20 protein-coding genes and 1 other annotated feature (1 of these 21 only partly in view) are annotated in these 15,369 nt (G+C 63.4%); all 20 genes read left to right on the top strand.

What is annotated here, in order from left to right; all coding sequences use genetic code 11:
- Positions 1–476: stage III sporulation protein AB (locus B5F22_RS04490; RefSeq protein ID WP_087391344.1), on the top strand; the 476-nt coding region annotated here is incomplete at its 5' end.
- Between the two features lie 14 nt (positions 477–490).
- Positions 491–685 carry a stage III sporulation protein AC gene (spoIIIAC, locus tag B5F22_RS04495; RefSeq protein ID WP_087229280.1) on the top strand — a complete coding sequence of 65 codons (195 nt, stop codon included), beginning with the start codon at positions 491–493 and terminating at the stop codon, positions 683–685.
- Positions 682–1,071 (top strand): SpoIIIAC/SpoIIIAD family protein, encoded by a 390-nt coding sequence (locus B5F22_RS12265; protein WP_087391347.1) that lies wholly within the window; start codon positions 682–684, stop codon positions 1,069–1,071. The genes spoIIIAC and B5F22_RS12265 overlap by 4 nt, the downstream gene beginning before the upstream one ends.
- Before the next feature lie 11 nt (positions 1,072–1,082).
- The gene (locus tag B5F22_RS04505; protein WP_087391350.1) at positions 1,083–2,177 is read left to right on the top strand and encodes a stage III sporulation protein AE; all 1,095 of its coding nucleotides are present in this window, start codon (positions 1,083–1,085) and stop codon (positions 2,175–2,177) included.
- Positions 2,174–2,662, top strand: a complete 489-nt coding sequence (locus B5F22_RS04510; protein ID WP_087391353.1) for a hypothetical protein — start codon at positions 2,174–2,176, stop codon at positions 2,660–2,662. Before B5F22_RS04505 ends, B5F22_RS04510 begins: the two co-directional genes overlap by 4 nt.
- Positions 2,659–3,183, top strand: coding sequence for a hypothetical protein (locus B5F22_RS04515; RefSeq protein WP_087391356.1), 525 nt, complete (start codon positions 2,659–2,661; stop codon positions 3,181–3,183). Before B5F22_RS04510 ends, B5F22_RS04515 begins: the two co-directional genes overlap by 4 nt.
- Positions 3,184–3,210: 27 nt before the next feature.
- Entirely contained in the window at positions 3,211–3,786 is a 576-nt protein-coding gene (locus tag B5F22_RS04520; protein WP_087369205.1) for a SpoIIIAH-like family protein, read from the top strand.
- A gap of 107 nt (positions 3,787–3,893) precedes the next feature.
- On the top strand, positions 3,894–4,262 hold the full coding sequence (locus tag B5F22_RS04525) for an Asp23/Gls24 family envelope stress response protein (RefSeq protein WP_087229298.1): 369 nt from the start codon (positions 3,894–3,896) through the stop codon (positions 4,260–4,262).
- Between the two features lie 231 nt (positions 4,263–4,493).
- Positions 4,494–4,952: a transcription antitermination factor NusB gene (gene nusB / locus B5F22_RS04530; protein ID WP_087229301.1), complete on the top strand. Its 459-nt coding sequence runs from the start codon at positions 4,494–4,496 to the stop codon at positions 4,950–4,952.
- A gap of 28 nt (positions 4,953–4,980) precedes the next feature.
- Entirely contained in the window at positions 4,981–5,922 is a 942-nt protein-coding gene (locus B5F22_RS04535) for a DNA-binding protein (RefSeq protein ID WP_087391360.1), read from the top strand.
- On the top strand, positions 5,919–7,139 hold the full coding sequence (gene xseA / locus B5F22_RS04540) for an exodeoxyribonuclease VII large subunit (RefSeq protein ID WP_087391364.1): 1,221 nt from the start codon (positions 5,919–5,921) through the stop codon (positions 7,137–7,139). Before B5F22_RS04535 ends, xseA begins: the two co-directional genes overlap by 4 nt.
- The gene (xseB, locus tag B5F22_RS04545; protein WP_087369202.1) at positions 7,130–7,372 is read left to right on the top strand and encodes an exodeoxyribonuclease VII small subunit; all 243 of its coding nucleotides are present in this window, start codon (positions 7,130–7,132) and stop codon (positions 7,370–7,372) included. Before xseA ends, xseB begins: the two co-directional genes overlap by 10 nt.
- A complete protein-coding gene (locus tag B5F22_RS04550) occupies positions 7,362–8,249 on the top strand; it encodes a polyprenyl synthetase family protein (protein ID WP_087229315.1) in 888 nt (295 codons plus the stop codon). Before xseB ends, B5F22_RS04550 begins: the two co-directional genes overlap by 11 nt.
- Positions 8,250–8,266: 17 nt before the next feature.
- On the top strand, positions 8,267–8,704 hold the full coding sequence (locus tag B5F22_RS04555; protein WP_087229318.1) for a divergent PAP2 family protein: 438 nt from the start codon (positions 8,267–8,269) through the stop codon (positions 8,702–8,704).
- Positions 8,705–8,731: 27 nt separating this feature from the next.
- The gene (gene dxs / locus B5F22_RS04560; protein ID WP_275532477.1) at positions 8,732–10,567 is read left to right on the top strand and encodes a 1-deoxy-D-xylulose-5-phosphate synthase; all 1,836 of its coding nucleotides are present in this window, start codon (positions 8,732–8,734) and stop codon (positions 10,565–10,567) included.
- Positions 10,560–11,369: a TlyA family RNA methyltransferase gene (locus tag B5F22_RS04565; RefSeq protein WP_087369200.1), complete on the top strand. Its 810-nt coding sequence runs from the start codon at positions 10,560–10,562 to the stop codon at positions 11,367–11,369. The genes dxs and B5F22_RS04565 overlap by 8 nt, the downstream gene beginning before the upstream one ends.
- Positions 11,366–12,235: an NAD(+)/NADH kinase gene (locus tag B5F22_RS04570; protein WP_087229327.1), complete on the top strand. Its 870-nt coding sequence runs from the start codon at positions 11,366–11,368 to the stop codon at positions 12,233–12,235. The genes B5F22_RS04565 and B5F22_RS04570 overlap by 4 nt, the downstream gene beginning before the upstream one ends.
- A 4-nt stretch (positions 12,236–12,239) precedes the next feature.
- Positions 12,240–12,695, top strand: coding sequence for an arginine repressor (locus tag B5F22_RS04575; protein WP_087391370.1), 456 nt, complete (start codon positions 12,240–12,242; stop codon positions 12,693–12,695).
- Positions 12,696–12,723: 28 nt separating this feature from the next.
- Positions 12,724–14,415, top strand: coding sequence for a DNA repair protein RecN (recN, locus tag B5F22_RS04580; protein ID WP_087391373.1), 1,692 nt, complete (start codon positions 12,724–12,726; stop codon positions 14,413–14,415).
- Positions 14,416–14,437: 22 nt separating this feature from the next.
- A complete protein-coding gene (locus tag B5F22_RS04585; protein ID WP_087369197.1) occupies positions 14,438–15,235 on the top strand; it encodes a Cof-type HAD-IIB family hydrolase in 798 nt (265 codons plus the stop codon).
- 29 nt (positions 15,236–15,264) lie between these two features.
- Positions 15,265–15,369: a binding site (T-box leader), on the top strand; it runs 148 nt beyond the window's last position.

A 15,369-nucleotide genomic window follows, 5' to 3' on the forward strand; every position in this document is an offset into this window, starting at 1 on the left:
AGCTCGGAGATGTGTATAAGAGACAGATCGCACACCTGGATGGGCGTGTGAAGGACCTGCGGGGCCTGTTGGTGGGGCTGGAGTGTGTGCAGCGGGAACTGTCCTGGAAGCTGGCCCCGCTGCCCGATGCGTTGAACCTGGCCGCACACCAATGCCAGGGGGGCCCGGGGGAGTTTTTCACCCTGTGCGCCCACGGGGCCCAGAACCTGCGGGGCCGCACCTTTGCCCAAGTGTGGCAGCAGGCGGGGGAGGCCAGCCAGATGCGGCTGGAGCAGCTGGACGTGGAGTTGTTGGACGCCCTGGGGTCCGTGCTGGGCCAGTACGACGGGGAGAGCCAGCGCCAGGCGGTGGAGCACACCCGGGAGCAGCTGGAAGAGCAACTGGCCCAGGCTTGTGAGCAGCGGCGGCGGTTGGGCCGGGTATACGGCGCTCTGGGGGTGACGGCCGGGGCGGTTTTGATGATCTTATTCGTATAAGGAGACACCTAGGGATGAATGTGGACTTAATTTTTAAAATCGCTGCCATTGGCATTTTGGTGTCGGTGCTCAACCAGGTGCTGGCCCGGTCCGGGCGGGATGAGATGGCCACCATGACCACCCTGGTGGCTCTGGTGGTGGTGCTGATGATGGTGGTGCAGGAGATCAGCGCCCTCTTTGACCTGGTGAAGACCCTGTTTGACCTATGAGCCAGATGGTCATGGTGTCGGGGGGCGTGCTGGTGGCGGTGGTGTGCGGGGTGGTGGTGCGCAAGCAGGCCCCGGAGATCGCCCTGGTGCTCACCCTGTGTGCCGCCGTGGCCGTGTTGGTGGCGGTGTCTGGAGAGCTGGGGCTGATTGTGGGCTATATCCAACGGTTGGCCCAAGCGGGCGGCATTTCTCAGGAGCTCATCGCCCCGGTGATGAAGACTACAGGCATCGCCATGCTGTGCAAATTCACCGCGGACTTTTGCCGGGATGCCAAGGAAAACGGCCTGGCCAGCGCCGTGGAGCTGGCGGGGACGGTGTTGGGCCTGGTGGCGGCCATGCCCCTGCTCCAGGGGGTGCTGTCGCTGCTGGAAGAACTGCTGAGTTAGGAGGGGAGAGCATGCGGTGGATGTGGGCGCTGTGTCTGGCGCTGCTGCTGTGTGTGGTTCCGGCCCGGGCCGTCTCCACAGACCAGATACTGGAGGGCCAGGAGGACGCTCTGGGCATTGAGGAGATGGAGCGGGAGGCCGAACAGCAGGGGGGCAGCGCCGTCTATGGGGAGAGCCTGGACGAAGGGCTCCAGAGTCTCGTGGAGACGGGAAAGGGGGAGATGTTCGGCATCGTCCGGGCCGGGGTGCGTTCGGCCACCATCCTCTTTGTCATCCTCCTGCTGTGCGGACTGGCCCAGACGGTGTACGACGCCGGAGGGGGAAATGAGATTCCGGTGGTGTCCCTGGCGGGGGCCCTGGCGGTGACGGTGGCAGCGGTGGCGGACATGTCCTCCCTATTGGGGCTGGGGTGTACCGCCATGGAGCGCATGACCGCCTTTGCCACGGTGCTGCTGCCGGTGGTGGCGGGGGCCACCGCCGCCACCGGGGCCATTGCCGGGGCGGCGGCCCGTCAGATGGCGGCGGCGGGGTTTTCCAGCCTGTTGATGAACGTCATCCAGCGGGTGCTGCTGCCCATGGTCTACGGGTATGTGGCAGCCAGTGTGGCGTGGGCGGCTCTGGGCAATCCGGGGCTGAAGCAGATGGCCGGGTGGCTGAAATGGGTGGCCACCTCGGTGTTGGTGGTGCTGATGATGGTGTTTGTTGGATATTTATCCATGAGCGGGGTGGTGTCCGGGTCGGTGGATGCCATGTCCATGAAGGTGGCCAAGTTTGCCATCTCCGGGGCCATTCCGGTGGTGGGGGGCATTTTGTCCGACGCCTCGGAGACCATTTTGGCCTCGGCTGGGATATTGCGCAGCTCGGTGGGGGTGTTTGGCATGGTGACGATTTTGGGGATCTGCCTGGTGCCGGTGCTCCAGCTGCTGGTGCACTATCTGCTCTATAAGCTGGTGGCGGCCCTGGCGGCCACCATGGGCCAGAGCCGGGTGTGCGGACTGGTGGAGCAGATTGGCGGGGCCTTTGGTCTCATCATGGGGATGACCGGAGCCTGTGCGCTGTTGCTGTTGGTGACCCTGGTGTCCTCGGTATCGGCGGTGACCGGATGAGCGGCTGGATGGAGCAGTGGCTGCTGGGGGTGGCCTGTGCGTCCATTGTGATGGTGGTGTCCGGGGCCCTGGTGAAGGGGGGTGGCGGACAGCGGGTGTGCAAGCTGGTGGGCAGCCTGCTGCTGTTGCTGGTGACCCTGGGGCCCATGGTGGGCATGGAAGAAGAGGACTGGCAGGAGATGCTGCAATGGGATACTCGGGCCATGGAGGAGGCAGAGGAGGCGCTGATGGAACAAAATCAATTGCTGTATGAATCCATCATAGAGGAGGAAACCGGCGCATATATTTTGGACAAGGCGGAATCGCTGGGTGTGACGTGTCAGGTGGAGGTGGTGGTTGCATGGGATGACGAGATACCGCAGCCGTGGTCAGCCTGCTTAACAGGGACCTGGACCCAGGCGCAGAGAGATACCCTGGCGGAGATGATGCAGGCGGACCTGGGGATTCCCTATGAGCGCCAGAGCTTTGAGGTGATATCGGGGTGAAGTGGAATTGGAACATGCCCAATGGGGAGCAGTGGCGCAGCTGGCTGCGGCAATACAAGCTGGTGCTGATTCTGGCCGTGGTGGGGTTGGTGCTGGTGGCCTGGCCCACCCAGCGCAGCGCTACCTCGGGCCCGGACACCCAGGGCCAGGAGGCAGAGGAGGAGTCCTTCTCGGTGGAAGAGCTGGAACAGCGGCTGGCTCAGGCCATCTCCCGCATCCAAGGGGCGGGGGACGCCACGGTGCTCCTCTCCCTGGACCAGGGGGTGGAGCGGGTGCTGGCTGAGGACCGGGTGGAGGAGCAGGGAGAGAAGGAGAGCTCCCAGGAGCAGACCACGGTGATCTGCGACGGGGAGGATGGAGAGGAAGTGGTTGTGCTGACCCAGTATTACCCCAGTTTTCGAGGGGCGCTGGTGGTGTGCCCAGGCGGGGACGACCCCCAGGTGCAGCTGGCCATCACCCAGGCGGTGTCGGCCCTCACCGGGCTGGGCTCGGACCGGATTACCATATGTGCGGGCGACTGAATTCGATGTCATTTAGGAGGTAGAAGGATGAGCGTTTGGAAACGCAATGCAGTGGTGTTGGCCATCGTGCTGTTTGTGGGGGTGGCGGTGTATCTCAACTGGTCCTACAACAACCAACTCACCGGAGAGGGCAGCGGCACCGACGGCAGTGACGGCAAGGTGCTGGGTCAGACCACCCTGGTCAATGGCGTGGACGAGGAGCAGGATGGAGAGACGGCGGAGGGCCAGACGGAGGAGGAGACGGGCAGCGGCTACTTTGCCAGCGCCCGGCTCAACCGTCAGCAGGCCCGGGACAGCGCTCTGGAACTGTTGCAGGAGGCGGCAGCCGACGAGAAGGCGGACCAGAAGGTGGTGGATGAGGCCAACGCCTCCATCCAGACCATGGCCGACGACACCCTCTCGGAGGCCCAGGTGGAGAACCTGGTCACCGCCAAGGGATACGGAGACTGTGTGTGCTTCATTGGGGAGGACGGAGTCAACCTGGTGGTGTCCTCCACAGACCAGGGACTGAGCGAGACGGACATTGCGAAAATCGTGGAGATTGTGCGGGAAGAAACGGGACTCAGCGCAGATCAGATCAAGATCATTGAGGCCAAACCCTAGAAAAACAGGATTGTATTTTAGGCCTTGCGGTGGTATAATGTCTCCAGTTATCTGAAACCGGGCGGACGTTTAGCTGCCCTGAGAACGAAGAAGGAGCGTGAGGCAGTATGGCCGAAGGCAAGGAATATATCTCCCGCCAGGAAGAGCTGGGAAGCGTGAACATCTCTGAAGAGGTTCTGGCCGTCATCGCCGGGGCAGCAGCCATGGAAGTGGATGGCGTGAGTGCTCTGGGCACCACCCTGACCAACGACGTGGCGGCTCTGGTGACCCGCAAGAGCGTGGCCAAGGGCGTCCACCTGGAGGTGGAGGGCGAGGCCGTGATGGTGGATGTCACCATCCTGGTCAAGTATGGCTACGTGGTGCCCGAGGTGGCCAAGAACGTGCAGGACGCCATTCAGAACGCGGTGATGAACACCAGCGGCCTGGACGTGGCCGGGGTCAACGTCACCGTGTCCGGTGTGACCTTCCAGAAGTAAACAAAACAAGGCGGAGCCGCTGCGTGGGATGCGCAGCGGCTCTTTTGCGTTTTGCACAGGGAATCTGCGGGGAATGGGGCTGGGTTGCCCATTTGTCCAAATTCGTCGCAGGGAGCGGGAAAGGGGTTTTCTTTTCCCACCATTGCGTGTATAATCAATGTATATACACATTGGGGGAGTATACCCCTTTTAGATTAGGCGGCGGGTGAGCCGCGAAAGGATGAAGGTTCCATGACCAGAAAAACAGCCCGGGAAATTGCGATGCATCTCACCTTTGAGCTGGCGTTTTCCAACCTGAAGGCGGACCAGCTGCTGGAGCGGGAGCTGACGGAAGAGGCCTTTGCAGCCAGAGGCCAGGAGGAAGAGCTGTACGCCCAGTTCCCCGGCGAAGGGCTCAAAGAGTATATTGTCACCCTGGTGCGCGGGGTGGCCGACCACGGTGCCGAGCTGGACGGCTACATTGAGCGCCACGCCAAGGGTTGGCGGTTCTCCCGCATCGACCGGGTGGCGGCGGCCATCATGCGTTTGACCATGTACGAGATTTTGTACATGCCCGATGTGCCCAACAAGGTGGCCATCAACGAAGCAGTGGAAATTTCCAAGAAATACCTGGATGAGGACGTGGTGCGGTTTGTCAACGGCATCTTGGGCGCATTCGTCCGGGAGGAGTTTCCCCAGGAACAGGACTGACGAGAAGACAACGAGGGAGGGGACAAGGATGGCAGGAATGTGTTTGGGATTTGACACCAGCAACTATACCACGTCGGCGGCGGTGTTTGACGGCAGAGTGGGGGTAAACCACGGCCGTCTCCTGACGGTGCAAGAGGGCTCCCTGGGTCTGCGTCAGAGCGAGGCGGTGTTTCAGCACGTCAAGCGTCTGCACCTGATGACCGAGGCGCTGCGGGCCGAAGGGGCCATCGGAGAAATCCGGGCCGTGGGCGCCTCCACCCAGCCCCGGGAAGTGGAGGGGTCTTATATGCCTTGCTTCCTGGTGGGCGAGGGACAGGGGCGGTCTTTGGCCGCCGCTCTGGGCGTGCCCTTCTATCCCTGTTCCCATCAGCAGGGCCACATTGCGGCGGCTGCCTGGTCGGCGGGGCGGGAGGACCTGATGGACCAGCCCCACCTGGCCTGGCACCTGTCCGGCGGCACCACCGAGCTGTTGGTGGTGCACCCCCACGGGCACACCGTCCAAGCCGAGCTCATCGGCGGCACCTCGGACATCTCCGCGGGCCAGCTGGTGGACCGCATCGGCGTCATGCTGGGCCTGGACTTCCCGGCAGGAAAGGCCATGGACGTGCTCAGCCGGGACTCCCAGGAGGAGAAGTACTTTGTGGTGAAGACCAAGGAGGGCTCCTTCTCCCTGTCCGGCATGGAGAATAAGATCAAGGGCATGGCAGAGGCCGGGGTAGCCCCCGCCGATGTGGCCCGATTTACCTTTGAGACCCTGGCCTCGGTGCTGGCCCGCACCACCGCCTGGGCCCAGAAAAAATACGGAAACCTGCCGGTGCTGTGTTCCGGCGGCGTGGCCTCCAACTCTCTGCTGCGCAGTCGCCTGGAGCCTCTGGGGGCCATCTTTGCCCCGCCCCAGTACTCCACGGACAACGCCCTGGGGGTGGCCATCCTGGCCCACCGGGCGGTGGAACGGGGGATTGAGCCGTGAGCGGCACCCAACTACCCGTCTATTCTGTCTCCCAGGTCAACGGGTATCTCAAGAAGCTGGTGGACGGCGACCCCCTGCTGCGGGGACTTTTGGTGCGGGGCGAGGTGTCCAACTACAAGTGCTACCCCTCCGGGCACCATTACTTTTCCCTCAAGGACGAGCAGGGGAGTATCCGCTGCGTCATGTTCCGGGGGGATGCGGCCCGGCTGCGCTTTAAACCCGTCAACGGCCTGTCGGTGATTGCCTACGGCCGGGTGTCCGTCTATCCCCGGGACGGCCAGTATCAGCTGTACTGTACCCAGCTGATGGAGGATGGGCGGGGAGCCCTGGACCGGGCCTTCGAGGAGCTGAAAAAGAAGCTGGAGGCCCAGGGCCTCTTTGACCCGGCCAAGAAGCAACCGTTGCCCGCCTATCCCGGGCGTATCGCCCTGGTGACTTCCCCGGCGGGGGCTGCAGTGCGGGATATGATTCGCATTCTGCGCCAGCGCTGGCCCCTGACCGAGGTGTTGGTGGTGCCGGTGCGGGTGCAGGGGGAGGGGGCGGCAGAGGAGATCGCCGCCGCCATCCACCAGGTGAACAATCGAGACGACATCGATCTCATCATCACCGGCCGAGGCGGTGGCTCCCGGGAGGACCTGTGGGCCTTCAACGAGGAGCCGGTGGCCTGGGCCATTGCCCTGTCCAACATCCCCGTCATCTCGGCGGTGGGCCATGAGCCGGATGTGACCATCTCCGACTATGTGGCGGACCTGCGGGCCTCCACACCCTCCAACGCCGCCGAATTGGCGGTGCCAGACCAGCAACAGGAGCGGCAGCGGCTGGAGGGGCTCACCCTCCGGCTGAGACAGGCCATGGAGGTCCAGCTGGACCGGGACCGGAAGGAACTGCGACGTCTGGAGCAGAGCCGGGTGCTGCGCAACCCCGTGGCGGTGGTGGACGACCAGCGCATGCGCTTGGACAGCGCACAGCGCCGACTGGCCATGGCCTTGGAGCGCACCCTGCGCCGGGGCCGAGTGGAGTTGGCGGGGCTGGCGGGCCGGGTGGACGCCATGAGCCCGCTGAAAGTGCTCAGCCGGGGCTATGCCATCGCCAAGGCAGAGGGGCGGGCCGTGACCACGGTGGAGCAGGTACAACCTGGCCAGGCCATGGACGTGCTGGTGGCAGATGGCGTGTACCACTGCCGGGTGGAAGAAAAGGAGGAACAGCAGTGGCGGTAAAGAAGAAGAGCTTTGAGGAATCCATGAAGCGGCTGGAGGAGATTGTCTCCCAGCTGGAGCGAGGCGAGTCCAGCCTGGACCAGTCGCTGAAACTGTTTGAAGAGGGGACCGGTCTGGCCGCCCACTGCACCCAGATGCTGGACCAGGCCGAGCAGAAGGTCCGCCTTCTGCTGGGCGGAGAGGCCCAGGAGGAGGTCCCCTTCCAGGAAGGAGAACAAAACGATGGACTATGAGGCACAATATGAGCAGGCCCGCCAGATGGCGGAGCAGGCCCTGAAAGAGAGCCTTTTGGATATGGGCCCCCACCAGGAGCTGTTGCAGGCTATGCGGTACAGCCTGTTGGCCGGGGGCAAGCGGATTCGTCCGGTGCTGGTGCTGAAGTTCTGTGAGGCCCTGTGCGGGTCCATGGAGCCCGCTGTGGACTACGCTGTGGCCGTGGAGATGCTCCACACCTATTCCCTCATCCACGACGACCTGCCCTGTATGGACAACGATGACCTGCGCCGGGGCAAGCCCACCTGCCACAAGGTGTACGGAGAGTGCACCGCTGTGCTGGCCGGTGATGCCCTCCAGGCGGAGGCCTTTTCCCGGCTGGCCACCTCCCGGCGCACCCAGCGTGTGGAGTCCAACGGCGAGGCCTGTGCCGTGCTGGCCCAGGCGGCGGGTGCCATCCAGGGCATCTGTGCCGGGCAGTACCTGGACATGAACGGGGACAACCAGACCGAGGAGCGGCTGAACCTGGTGCACAGCTGGAAGACGGCGGCCCTTCTCAAGGCCGCCTGTCTGCTGGGCCTGACGGCATCCCCGGTGGCCCCCACCATGGCACAGTGGAAGGCGGCCAAGGAGTACGCCCAGGGCCTGGGCATGGCGTTCCAGATTCGGGACGACATGCTGGACGAGGAGTCCACCACCCAGCAGCTGGGCAAGCCCGTGGGGTCTGACCGGGAGAACGGCAAGGTGACCTATGTGACCCTGTACGGCCTGGACTCCTGCCAGGAGCTGGTGCAGCGGTATACCCACCGGGCCAAGCTGGCGGTGCAGGAGGCGTTCCCGGACACAGGTGAGTTCCTCTGTGCTCTGGCGGATGCCCTGGCCAAGCGGGACCACTAAAAAGGGAGGTATACGCCATGATCTCACCCATCTTGTTTCTGGCTGTGGCCGCCTGGGCCATTGCCCAGGCGTTGAAGATGCTCATCTCCGTGGTGGTCTACCGCAAGGTGGACTGGAGCTACCTGTTCACCGGCGGCGGAATGCCCAGTTCCCACTCGGCTCTGGTGTGTGCCTGTGCCTCCGGCATCGGCATGACCGCCGGGTTTGACCAGCCGGTGTTTGCCCTGGCGGTGGTGGTGGCCTTTGTGGTGATGTACGACGCCGCCAACGTCCGCAAGGAGACGGGAGAGCAGGCCAAAATCCTCAACTACATCATGAAAAACTGGGATGAATACAAGCCCGAGCTGTTTGCCGAGGAGCTCAAGGAGCTCATCGGCCACACCCCGCTGCAAGTGGCAGCCGGGGCAGTTCTGGGTGTCGTCGTGGGGACAGCTGGAGCGTATTTTCTGCTGTAACCCCCATACAGGAAGGAGTGGAGCCGCGTGTTGCCTCAGCAATACAGCGAGATGACAGACCAACAGGCCAGACAGCTGTGCCAGCAGCTGCGGGTACAGATGATCCAGACGGTCTCCAAGACCGGGGGACACCTGGCCGCCAGTCTGGGCGTGGTGGAGATCTTGGTGGCGGTGCACCGGGTCTTTGACCTGGATGTGGACCGTCTGGTCTTTGACGTGGGCCACCAGTGCTACGCCCACAAGCTCCTCACCGGGCGGGGCTCGGCTATGAACACCCTGCGGAAGTTCGGTGGCCTGTCCGGCTTCCCCAAGCCCCACGAGAGCCGGGCGGACGCCTTCATCGCCGGCCACGCCTCCAACTCGGTGTCCGTGGCCCTGGGCATGGCCCGGGCCCGCACCGTCAACAAGGAAGACTACAGCGTGCTGGCCCTCATCGGGGACGGCGCGCTCACCGGTGGACTGGCCTTTGAGGGCCTGGCCGATGCGGGCAGCAGCGGCGAGCCCCTCATTGTTATTCTCAATGACAACGGCATGTCCATCACCAAGAGCGTGGGCGGCGTGGCCGCCCACCTGTCCCGCCAGCGCCTCAAGCCCCAGTACCTGCACCTGAAAAAGCTCTACCGCAGCGTCACTGGGAAAAATGCCGTGGGACAGGCTGTCTACAAAGTCACTCACCGGGCCAAGAAGATGGTGAAGGACGCCATCTTGGGCTACTCCATGTTTGAGGACATGGGCTTTACCTACCTGGGCCCTGTGGACGGCCACGACGTGAGCTACCTCACCCGGATGCTCCGCTACGCCAAAGAGCTCAATTGCCCGGTGTTGCTCCACGTCAAGACTGTAAAGGGGAAAGGCTATACACCGGCAGAACGCCAACCGGACCAGTTCCACGGGGTGGGCCCCTTTGACGTGGAGAAGGGGCTGGCGGTGTCCAAGGCAGGGGGCGCTAACTTCTCCTCGGTGTTTGGGGAGAGCATGTGCCAGCTGGCCGAGGAAAAACCGGAGCTGGTGGCCATCACGGCGGCCATGCGGCTGGGCACTGGCCTGGACGAGTTTGCCCGCCGCTATCCCCAGCGATTCTTTGACGTGGGCATCGCCGAGGGCCACGCGGTGGCCATGACCGGAGGTCTGGCCAAGCAGGGAGCCCTTCCGGTGTTTGCGGTGTACTCCACGTTTTTGCAGCGGGGCTATGACATGCTCATCCACGACATGGCCCTGCAAAATCTCCACGGCATCCTGGCCGTGGACCGGGCGGGCCTGGTGGGAGAGGACGGCGAGACCCACCACGGCGTGTTTGATGTGGGCTTTTTGTCCACGGTGCCCGGGATGCAGATTTTATGCCCTGCCAGCTTTGCCGAGCTGCGGGCCATGCTCCGCCATGCGGTGTGTGAGATGACCGGCCCGGTGGCCATTCGCTATCCCCGGGGCGGGGAAGGGCAGTGGACCCAGGTGGCCGGGGTGGACGGCACCACGGTGATTCAAGAGGGCACCGATGTGACCTTGGTGGCCTATGGCACTATGGTGGACCAGGTGCTCCAGGCCGCCCAGCTCTTGGAGCAGCGGGGGCACTCCGTAGCGGTGGTGAAGCTCAACAGCATTCGCCCCCTGGATATGGACCCCATCCGCCGCCTGTGTGAGCAAACCGGGCGGCTCATTGTAGCCGAGGAGTGCAACGACTCCGGCTGCGTGGGACGTACCATCATCTCGGAGCTGGCCTTGGCCGGGGTACCTGTGAAGGCGGCCCTGGTGAATCTGGGAGACCAGTTTGTGCCCCAGGGCTCGGTGGCCCAGCTGCGGGAGATGACCGGCATCGACGGGGCAGGAATTTGTCAAAAAGCAATGGAGGTGATCGCCAATGGCTAAAAAACGCTTGGATGTGCTGATGGTGGAGAAGGGGCTGGTGGAGAGCCGCCAAAAGGCCCAGGCCATCATCATGGCCGGACAGGTGTATTCTGGGGAGAAGCGCCTGGACAAGGCGGGGATGACCCTGGATGAGGATACGGCCCTGGAGGTGCGGGGCCAGACTCTGCGCTACGTCAGCCGGGGCGGGTTGAAGCTGGAGAAGGCGATGAAGCACTTCCCCATTGACCTTAAGGGCAAGACGGCGGCGGACATTGGCGCCTCCACCGGAGGCTTCACCGACTGTATGCTGCAAAACGGAGCGGCCAAGGTGTACGCCGTGGACGTGGGCTATGGCCAGTTGGCCTGGTCTCTGCGCAGCGACGAGCGGGTGGTGGTGCTGGAGCGCACCAATGCCCGGTACCTGTCTCATAACGAGATCCCTGACGTGCTGGACTTTGCCTCCATTGACGTCTCATTTATCTCTCTGAAGTTGATTCTTCCCGCCCTGCGCCAACTCATGAGCGAGGACGGGGAGGTGGTGGCCCTCATCAAGCCCCAGTTCGAGGCCGGACGGGAGAAGGTGGGCAAAAAGGGCGTGGTCCGGGACCCTGCCGTCCACCTGGAGGTGCTGGAGCACTTCACCCAGCACGCCGCCGAGGCGGGCTTTACCGTCAAGGGCATTGACTTCTCTCCCATCCGTGGCCCAGAGGGCAACATTGAGTATCTGGGGTATATGCAGGCCAAGCCGGGAGAGCCGGAGTGGGGCGACCTGGAGGACCTGGTGCGCCGTTCCCACGCCCAGATGGAAGGAGAGAACCCATGAAGGTGCTACTCAGCCCCAACCCTTACCGGGACCGGGGGCTTAAAACAGCCATGACCGCCAAGCGGATTTTGGAGGACAACGGGGCCCAGGTGGTCATCTGCCTGCCTTTTGATCTGGAGGACTCCAGCCGGGTCCACCTGCCCGCCCACCAGCCCTTTGGGCAGATGAGCGCCGAGCTGGAGGACACCGACGTGCTGGTGTGCTTTGGCGGGGACGGCACCATCCTCCACGCCGCCCGGGACGCCAACGCCCACCAGATTCCGGTGCTGGGCATCAATCTGGGCAGCGTGGGCTTTATGGCCGAGCTGGAGCAGCACGAGCTGTCCATGCTCAGCCGCCTGACGGCGGGAAAGTACACCATTGAGAAGCGGATGATGCTGGACATCACTGTGCGCCGGGACGGGCGGCGGGTGTTCTCTGAGACCGCCCTCAACGACGCCGTGGTCACCAAGGGCACCTCGGTGGCCCGGGTGCTGGACCTGCAAGTGACGGGGGACCGGACGGTGATCTCCTCCTTCTCTGGGGACGGAGTGGTCATCGCCACCCCCACCGGGTCCACTGCCTACTCTCTGGCGGCAGGGGGGCCCATTGTGGAGCCCACAGCGGAGAATATGATCATCACTCCCATCTGCGCCCACTCCCTCCACGCCAAGCCCTTTGTGCTGGGCAGTGAGCGGTCGGTGGGGGTGCGGCTGGCCCCGGGCAGCCGGAAAAATGCCAGCCTGTCGGTGGACGGCGGCCGGGCCTTCAAGGTCCAGCCGGGGGACTGGGTGGAGTGCCGCAGGTCCCGCCACGTGACCCGGCTGGTCAAGCTCACCGGACGGACCTTCTACGAGGTCATCAATCAGAAATTGGGAAAGGCGTGAGAGGATGAAGTCAAAGCGACAGTCGGAAATTCTGCGTATCATCGCCGAGCAGGACATTGAGACCCAGGAACAGATGCTGGAGAGCCTGCGGGCGTGTGGGATTTTGGCCACTCAGGCCACCATTTCCCGGGACATAAAAGAGCTGAACCTGGTCAAGCAACCCACCGGGGCCGGGACCTACAAGTACGTGGTGGCGCAAAACAAACAGCCTCACCACAACTTTGCCGGCCGTCTGCGCAACATTTTCAAGGAAGGCGTCACCTCCTTTGACGTGGCCCAGAACATCGTGGTGGTCAAGACCATGCCGGGGCTTGCCTCTGCGGCAGGAGCCGCCCTGGACGGGATGGACATCGACGGATTCCTGGGCTCTCTGGCCGGGGACGACACGGTGATCATCATCATGCGCACCAACCACCTGGCGGAAGAATTTTGTCGAGAAATGGCGGCCATGCTGGACTGAGAGCAGGCGCCAAACGGGGAGATTTGATATGCTTTCCTTGCTTCACATTGAGGATATTGCGGTGATTTCCCAGGCGGAAATCGCCTTTGGAGAGGGATTTAACGTGCTCACCGGCGAGACGGGAGCGGGTAAATCCATTGTGGTGGACGCCATCGGCGCCATCATCGGCGGGCGGACCAGCCGGGACCTCATCCGCACCGGGGCCAAGTGTGCCCGGGTGACGGGGGTGTTTGGCGGACTGCCCGCCTTAAACTGGTTTGAACAGTACGGCATTGCCCCTGATGAAAACGGGGAGCTGTTGGTGGAGCGGGTCATCCACCCGGACGGGAAAAACACCTGTCGGGTCAACGGGCACCCGGTGCTGGTGACCCAGCTGCGGGAGCTGGGCAGCCAGCTTTTGAACATCCACGGCCAGCACGACGGCCAGCAGCTCTTAGACGAGGAGACCCACCTGGAGAGCCTGGATAACTTCGCCCACATGGCTCCCCAGCGCCAGAATTACACTGCGGCCTATGAGCGTGTGAAGGACCTGCGGGCCCAGCTCAAAGCGGTGCAGATGGACGAGGGGGAGAAGGCCCGGCGCATGGACACCCTCCAGCACCAGATTGGAGAGCTGGAGCGGGCCCAGCTGCGGGTGGGTGAGGAGGCGGAGCTCACCGCCCAGCGGGAGATTCTCCGCAACGCCGAGCGCATCACCGATGCCGTGGACCAGGCGTGGCAGGCCCTCACCGGGGGCGAGATGTCCGACGGAGCGGTGGCCCTGCTGACAAGCGCCGAAAACGCCCTGACCCAGGGGGGGCGGTACAGCGCCGAGCTGTCCGAGCTGGCCCAGAAGGTGTCCCAGTTGCGCTACGCCGCCGACGATGTGGCGGAACTGGTGCGGGAAGCCCGCAGCGGCCTAGACTTCTATCCCGGCCAGCTGGACGACGTGGAGGAGCGGCTGGACCTGCTCCACCGCCTCAAGCGCAAGTACGGAGCGGACGAGGAGGAGATGCTGGCTTATCTGGACCGGTGCCAGACCGAGTTGGACAACATCCAGTTCTCCGACGAGCGCCGGGAGAAGCTGGAGCGGGAAGTGGCCCAGGCGGTGCAGGCGGCCCAACAGGAGGCTGAACAACTGTCCAAGGCCCGTCAGAAGGCGGCCAAGGAATTGGCCCGGCGCATTCAGCAGGAGCTGTCCGACCTGGACATGCCCCGGGTGCGGTTTGAAGTGGAATTTGGCCCCGTGGAAGGGGAGGACGGCCTCAACGAGTTCGGTATGGACCGGGTCCGGTTCCTCATGTCCGCCAACTTGGGGGAGGATTTGAAGCCCATCAACCGCATCGCCTCTGGCGGCGAGCTCAGCCGCATCATGCTGGCGCTGAAAAACGTGCTGGCCGAGACCGACTGCGTCACTACTATGGTCTTTGACGAGGTGGACACCGGAGTATCCGGTCGAGCCGCCACCAAAGTGGCCCAGAAGCTCAGCCAGGTGGCCCGGGGCCGCCAGGTGCTGTGCGTCACCCACCTGCCCCAGATCGCCGCCATGGGCGACGTGCACTTCTCGGTGGAGAAGGGGGAGCGGGACGGCCGCACCTACACTCGGGTGGAGCAGCTGGACCGGCCACGCCGCCGGGAAGAGCTGGCCCGCCTCAGCGGCGGCGCTTCCACCGCCATCCTGTTGGAAGGGGCGGAGGAGCTGCTGCAAAAGGCGGAAGCCTGGAAACAGACACAAGCATAACCATACACGGAGGAACTCACCCATGATACGCGCGATCTTTTTTGACATTGACGGCACCATGGTCTCGTATAAAAACAAGATCATGTCCCAGCAGCTCCGAGACGACCTGTTTGCCCTCCAGCGGGCGGGCATTCGTATTTTCGTCTGTTCCGGACGGGCACCCCAGGACCTGGAGAGCACCGGAATGCTGCGGGATGTGGTGTTTGACGGTTATATCACCTTGAATGGTCAGTGCTGCTTCAATGCCCAGGGGGTATATCGGGATAACCCCCTGCCCCTGGAGGACCTGCGGAACGCCAAGGATGTGCTGGAGGCCCATCCGGAACTGGCTGCTCTGGTGGAGGAGAACGGGGTGAGCTATCTCACCTGCCACAATCGACGGGTGGACGAGGTGTTCGAGTTTTTGCACACCAAGCAGTACCCCGTCCTGTCCGCCCAGCGGATGCTGGAAGGCAAAGTGTATCAGTTCATTCCCCTGGTCAACCAGGAGGAGGAGCACCTGTTCGTCTCCGTCATGCCCGGGTGCAGCTATAGCCGCTGGCACCCTCTGGGCATTGACGTGATGTCCAAAGGCGAGGGCAAGGCCGACGGCATTCGGGCCACCATGGCCCACTACGGCTTAAGCCCGGAGGAGACCATGGCCTTCGGAGACGGAGAGAACGATCTGACCATGATGGCCCTGGTGGGAACCAGTGTGGCCATGGGCGGGGCAGACCAGCGGGTGAAGGAATTGGCGGATTACGTCACCGCCACCGTGGAGGAGGAGGGCATTTCCAAGGCCCTGCGACACTTCTCGCTGCTGCCCGCAGAAAGCGTTTGACAACCACAGATAACTGTGCTATCATCAGTGACAATGCAGAGAAGAGGAGAAGTATCTCCCCAGACCGCTGCCCAGAGAGCTTCCGGTGGGTGCAAGGAAGAGAGCGTCGGGGAGGGAATACACCTTGGAGCAGC

This window comes from Pseudoflavonifractor sp. An187, from assembly GCF_002160275.1.
In the GTDB taxonomy this organism is placed as follows: Bacteria; Bacillota; Clostridia; order Oscillospirales; family Oscillospiraceae; genus Enterenecus; species Enterenecus faecium.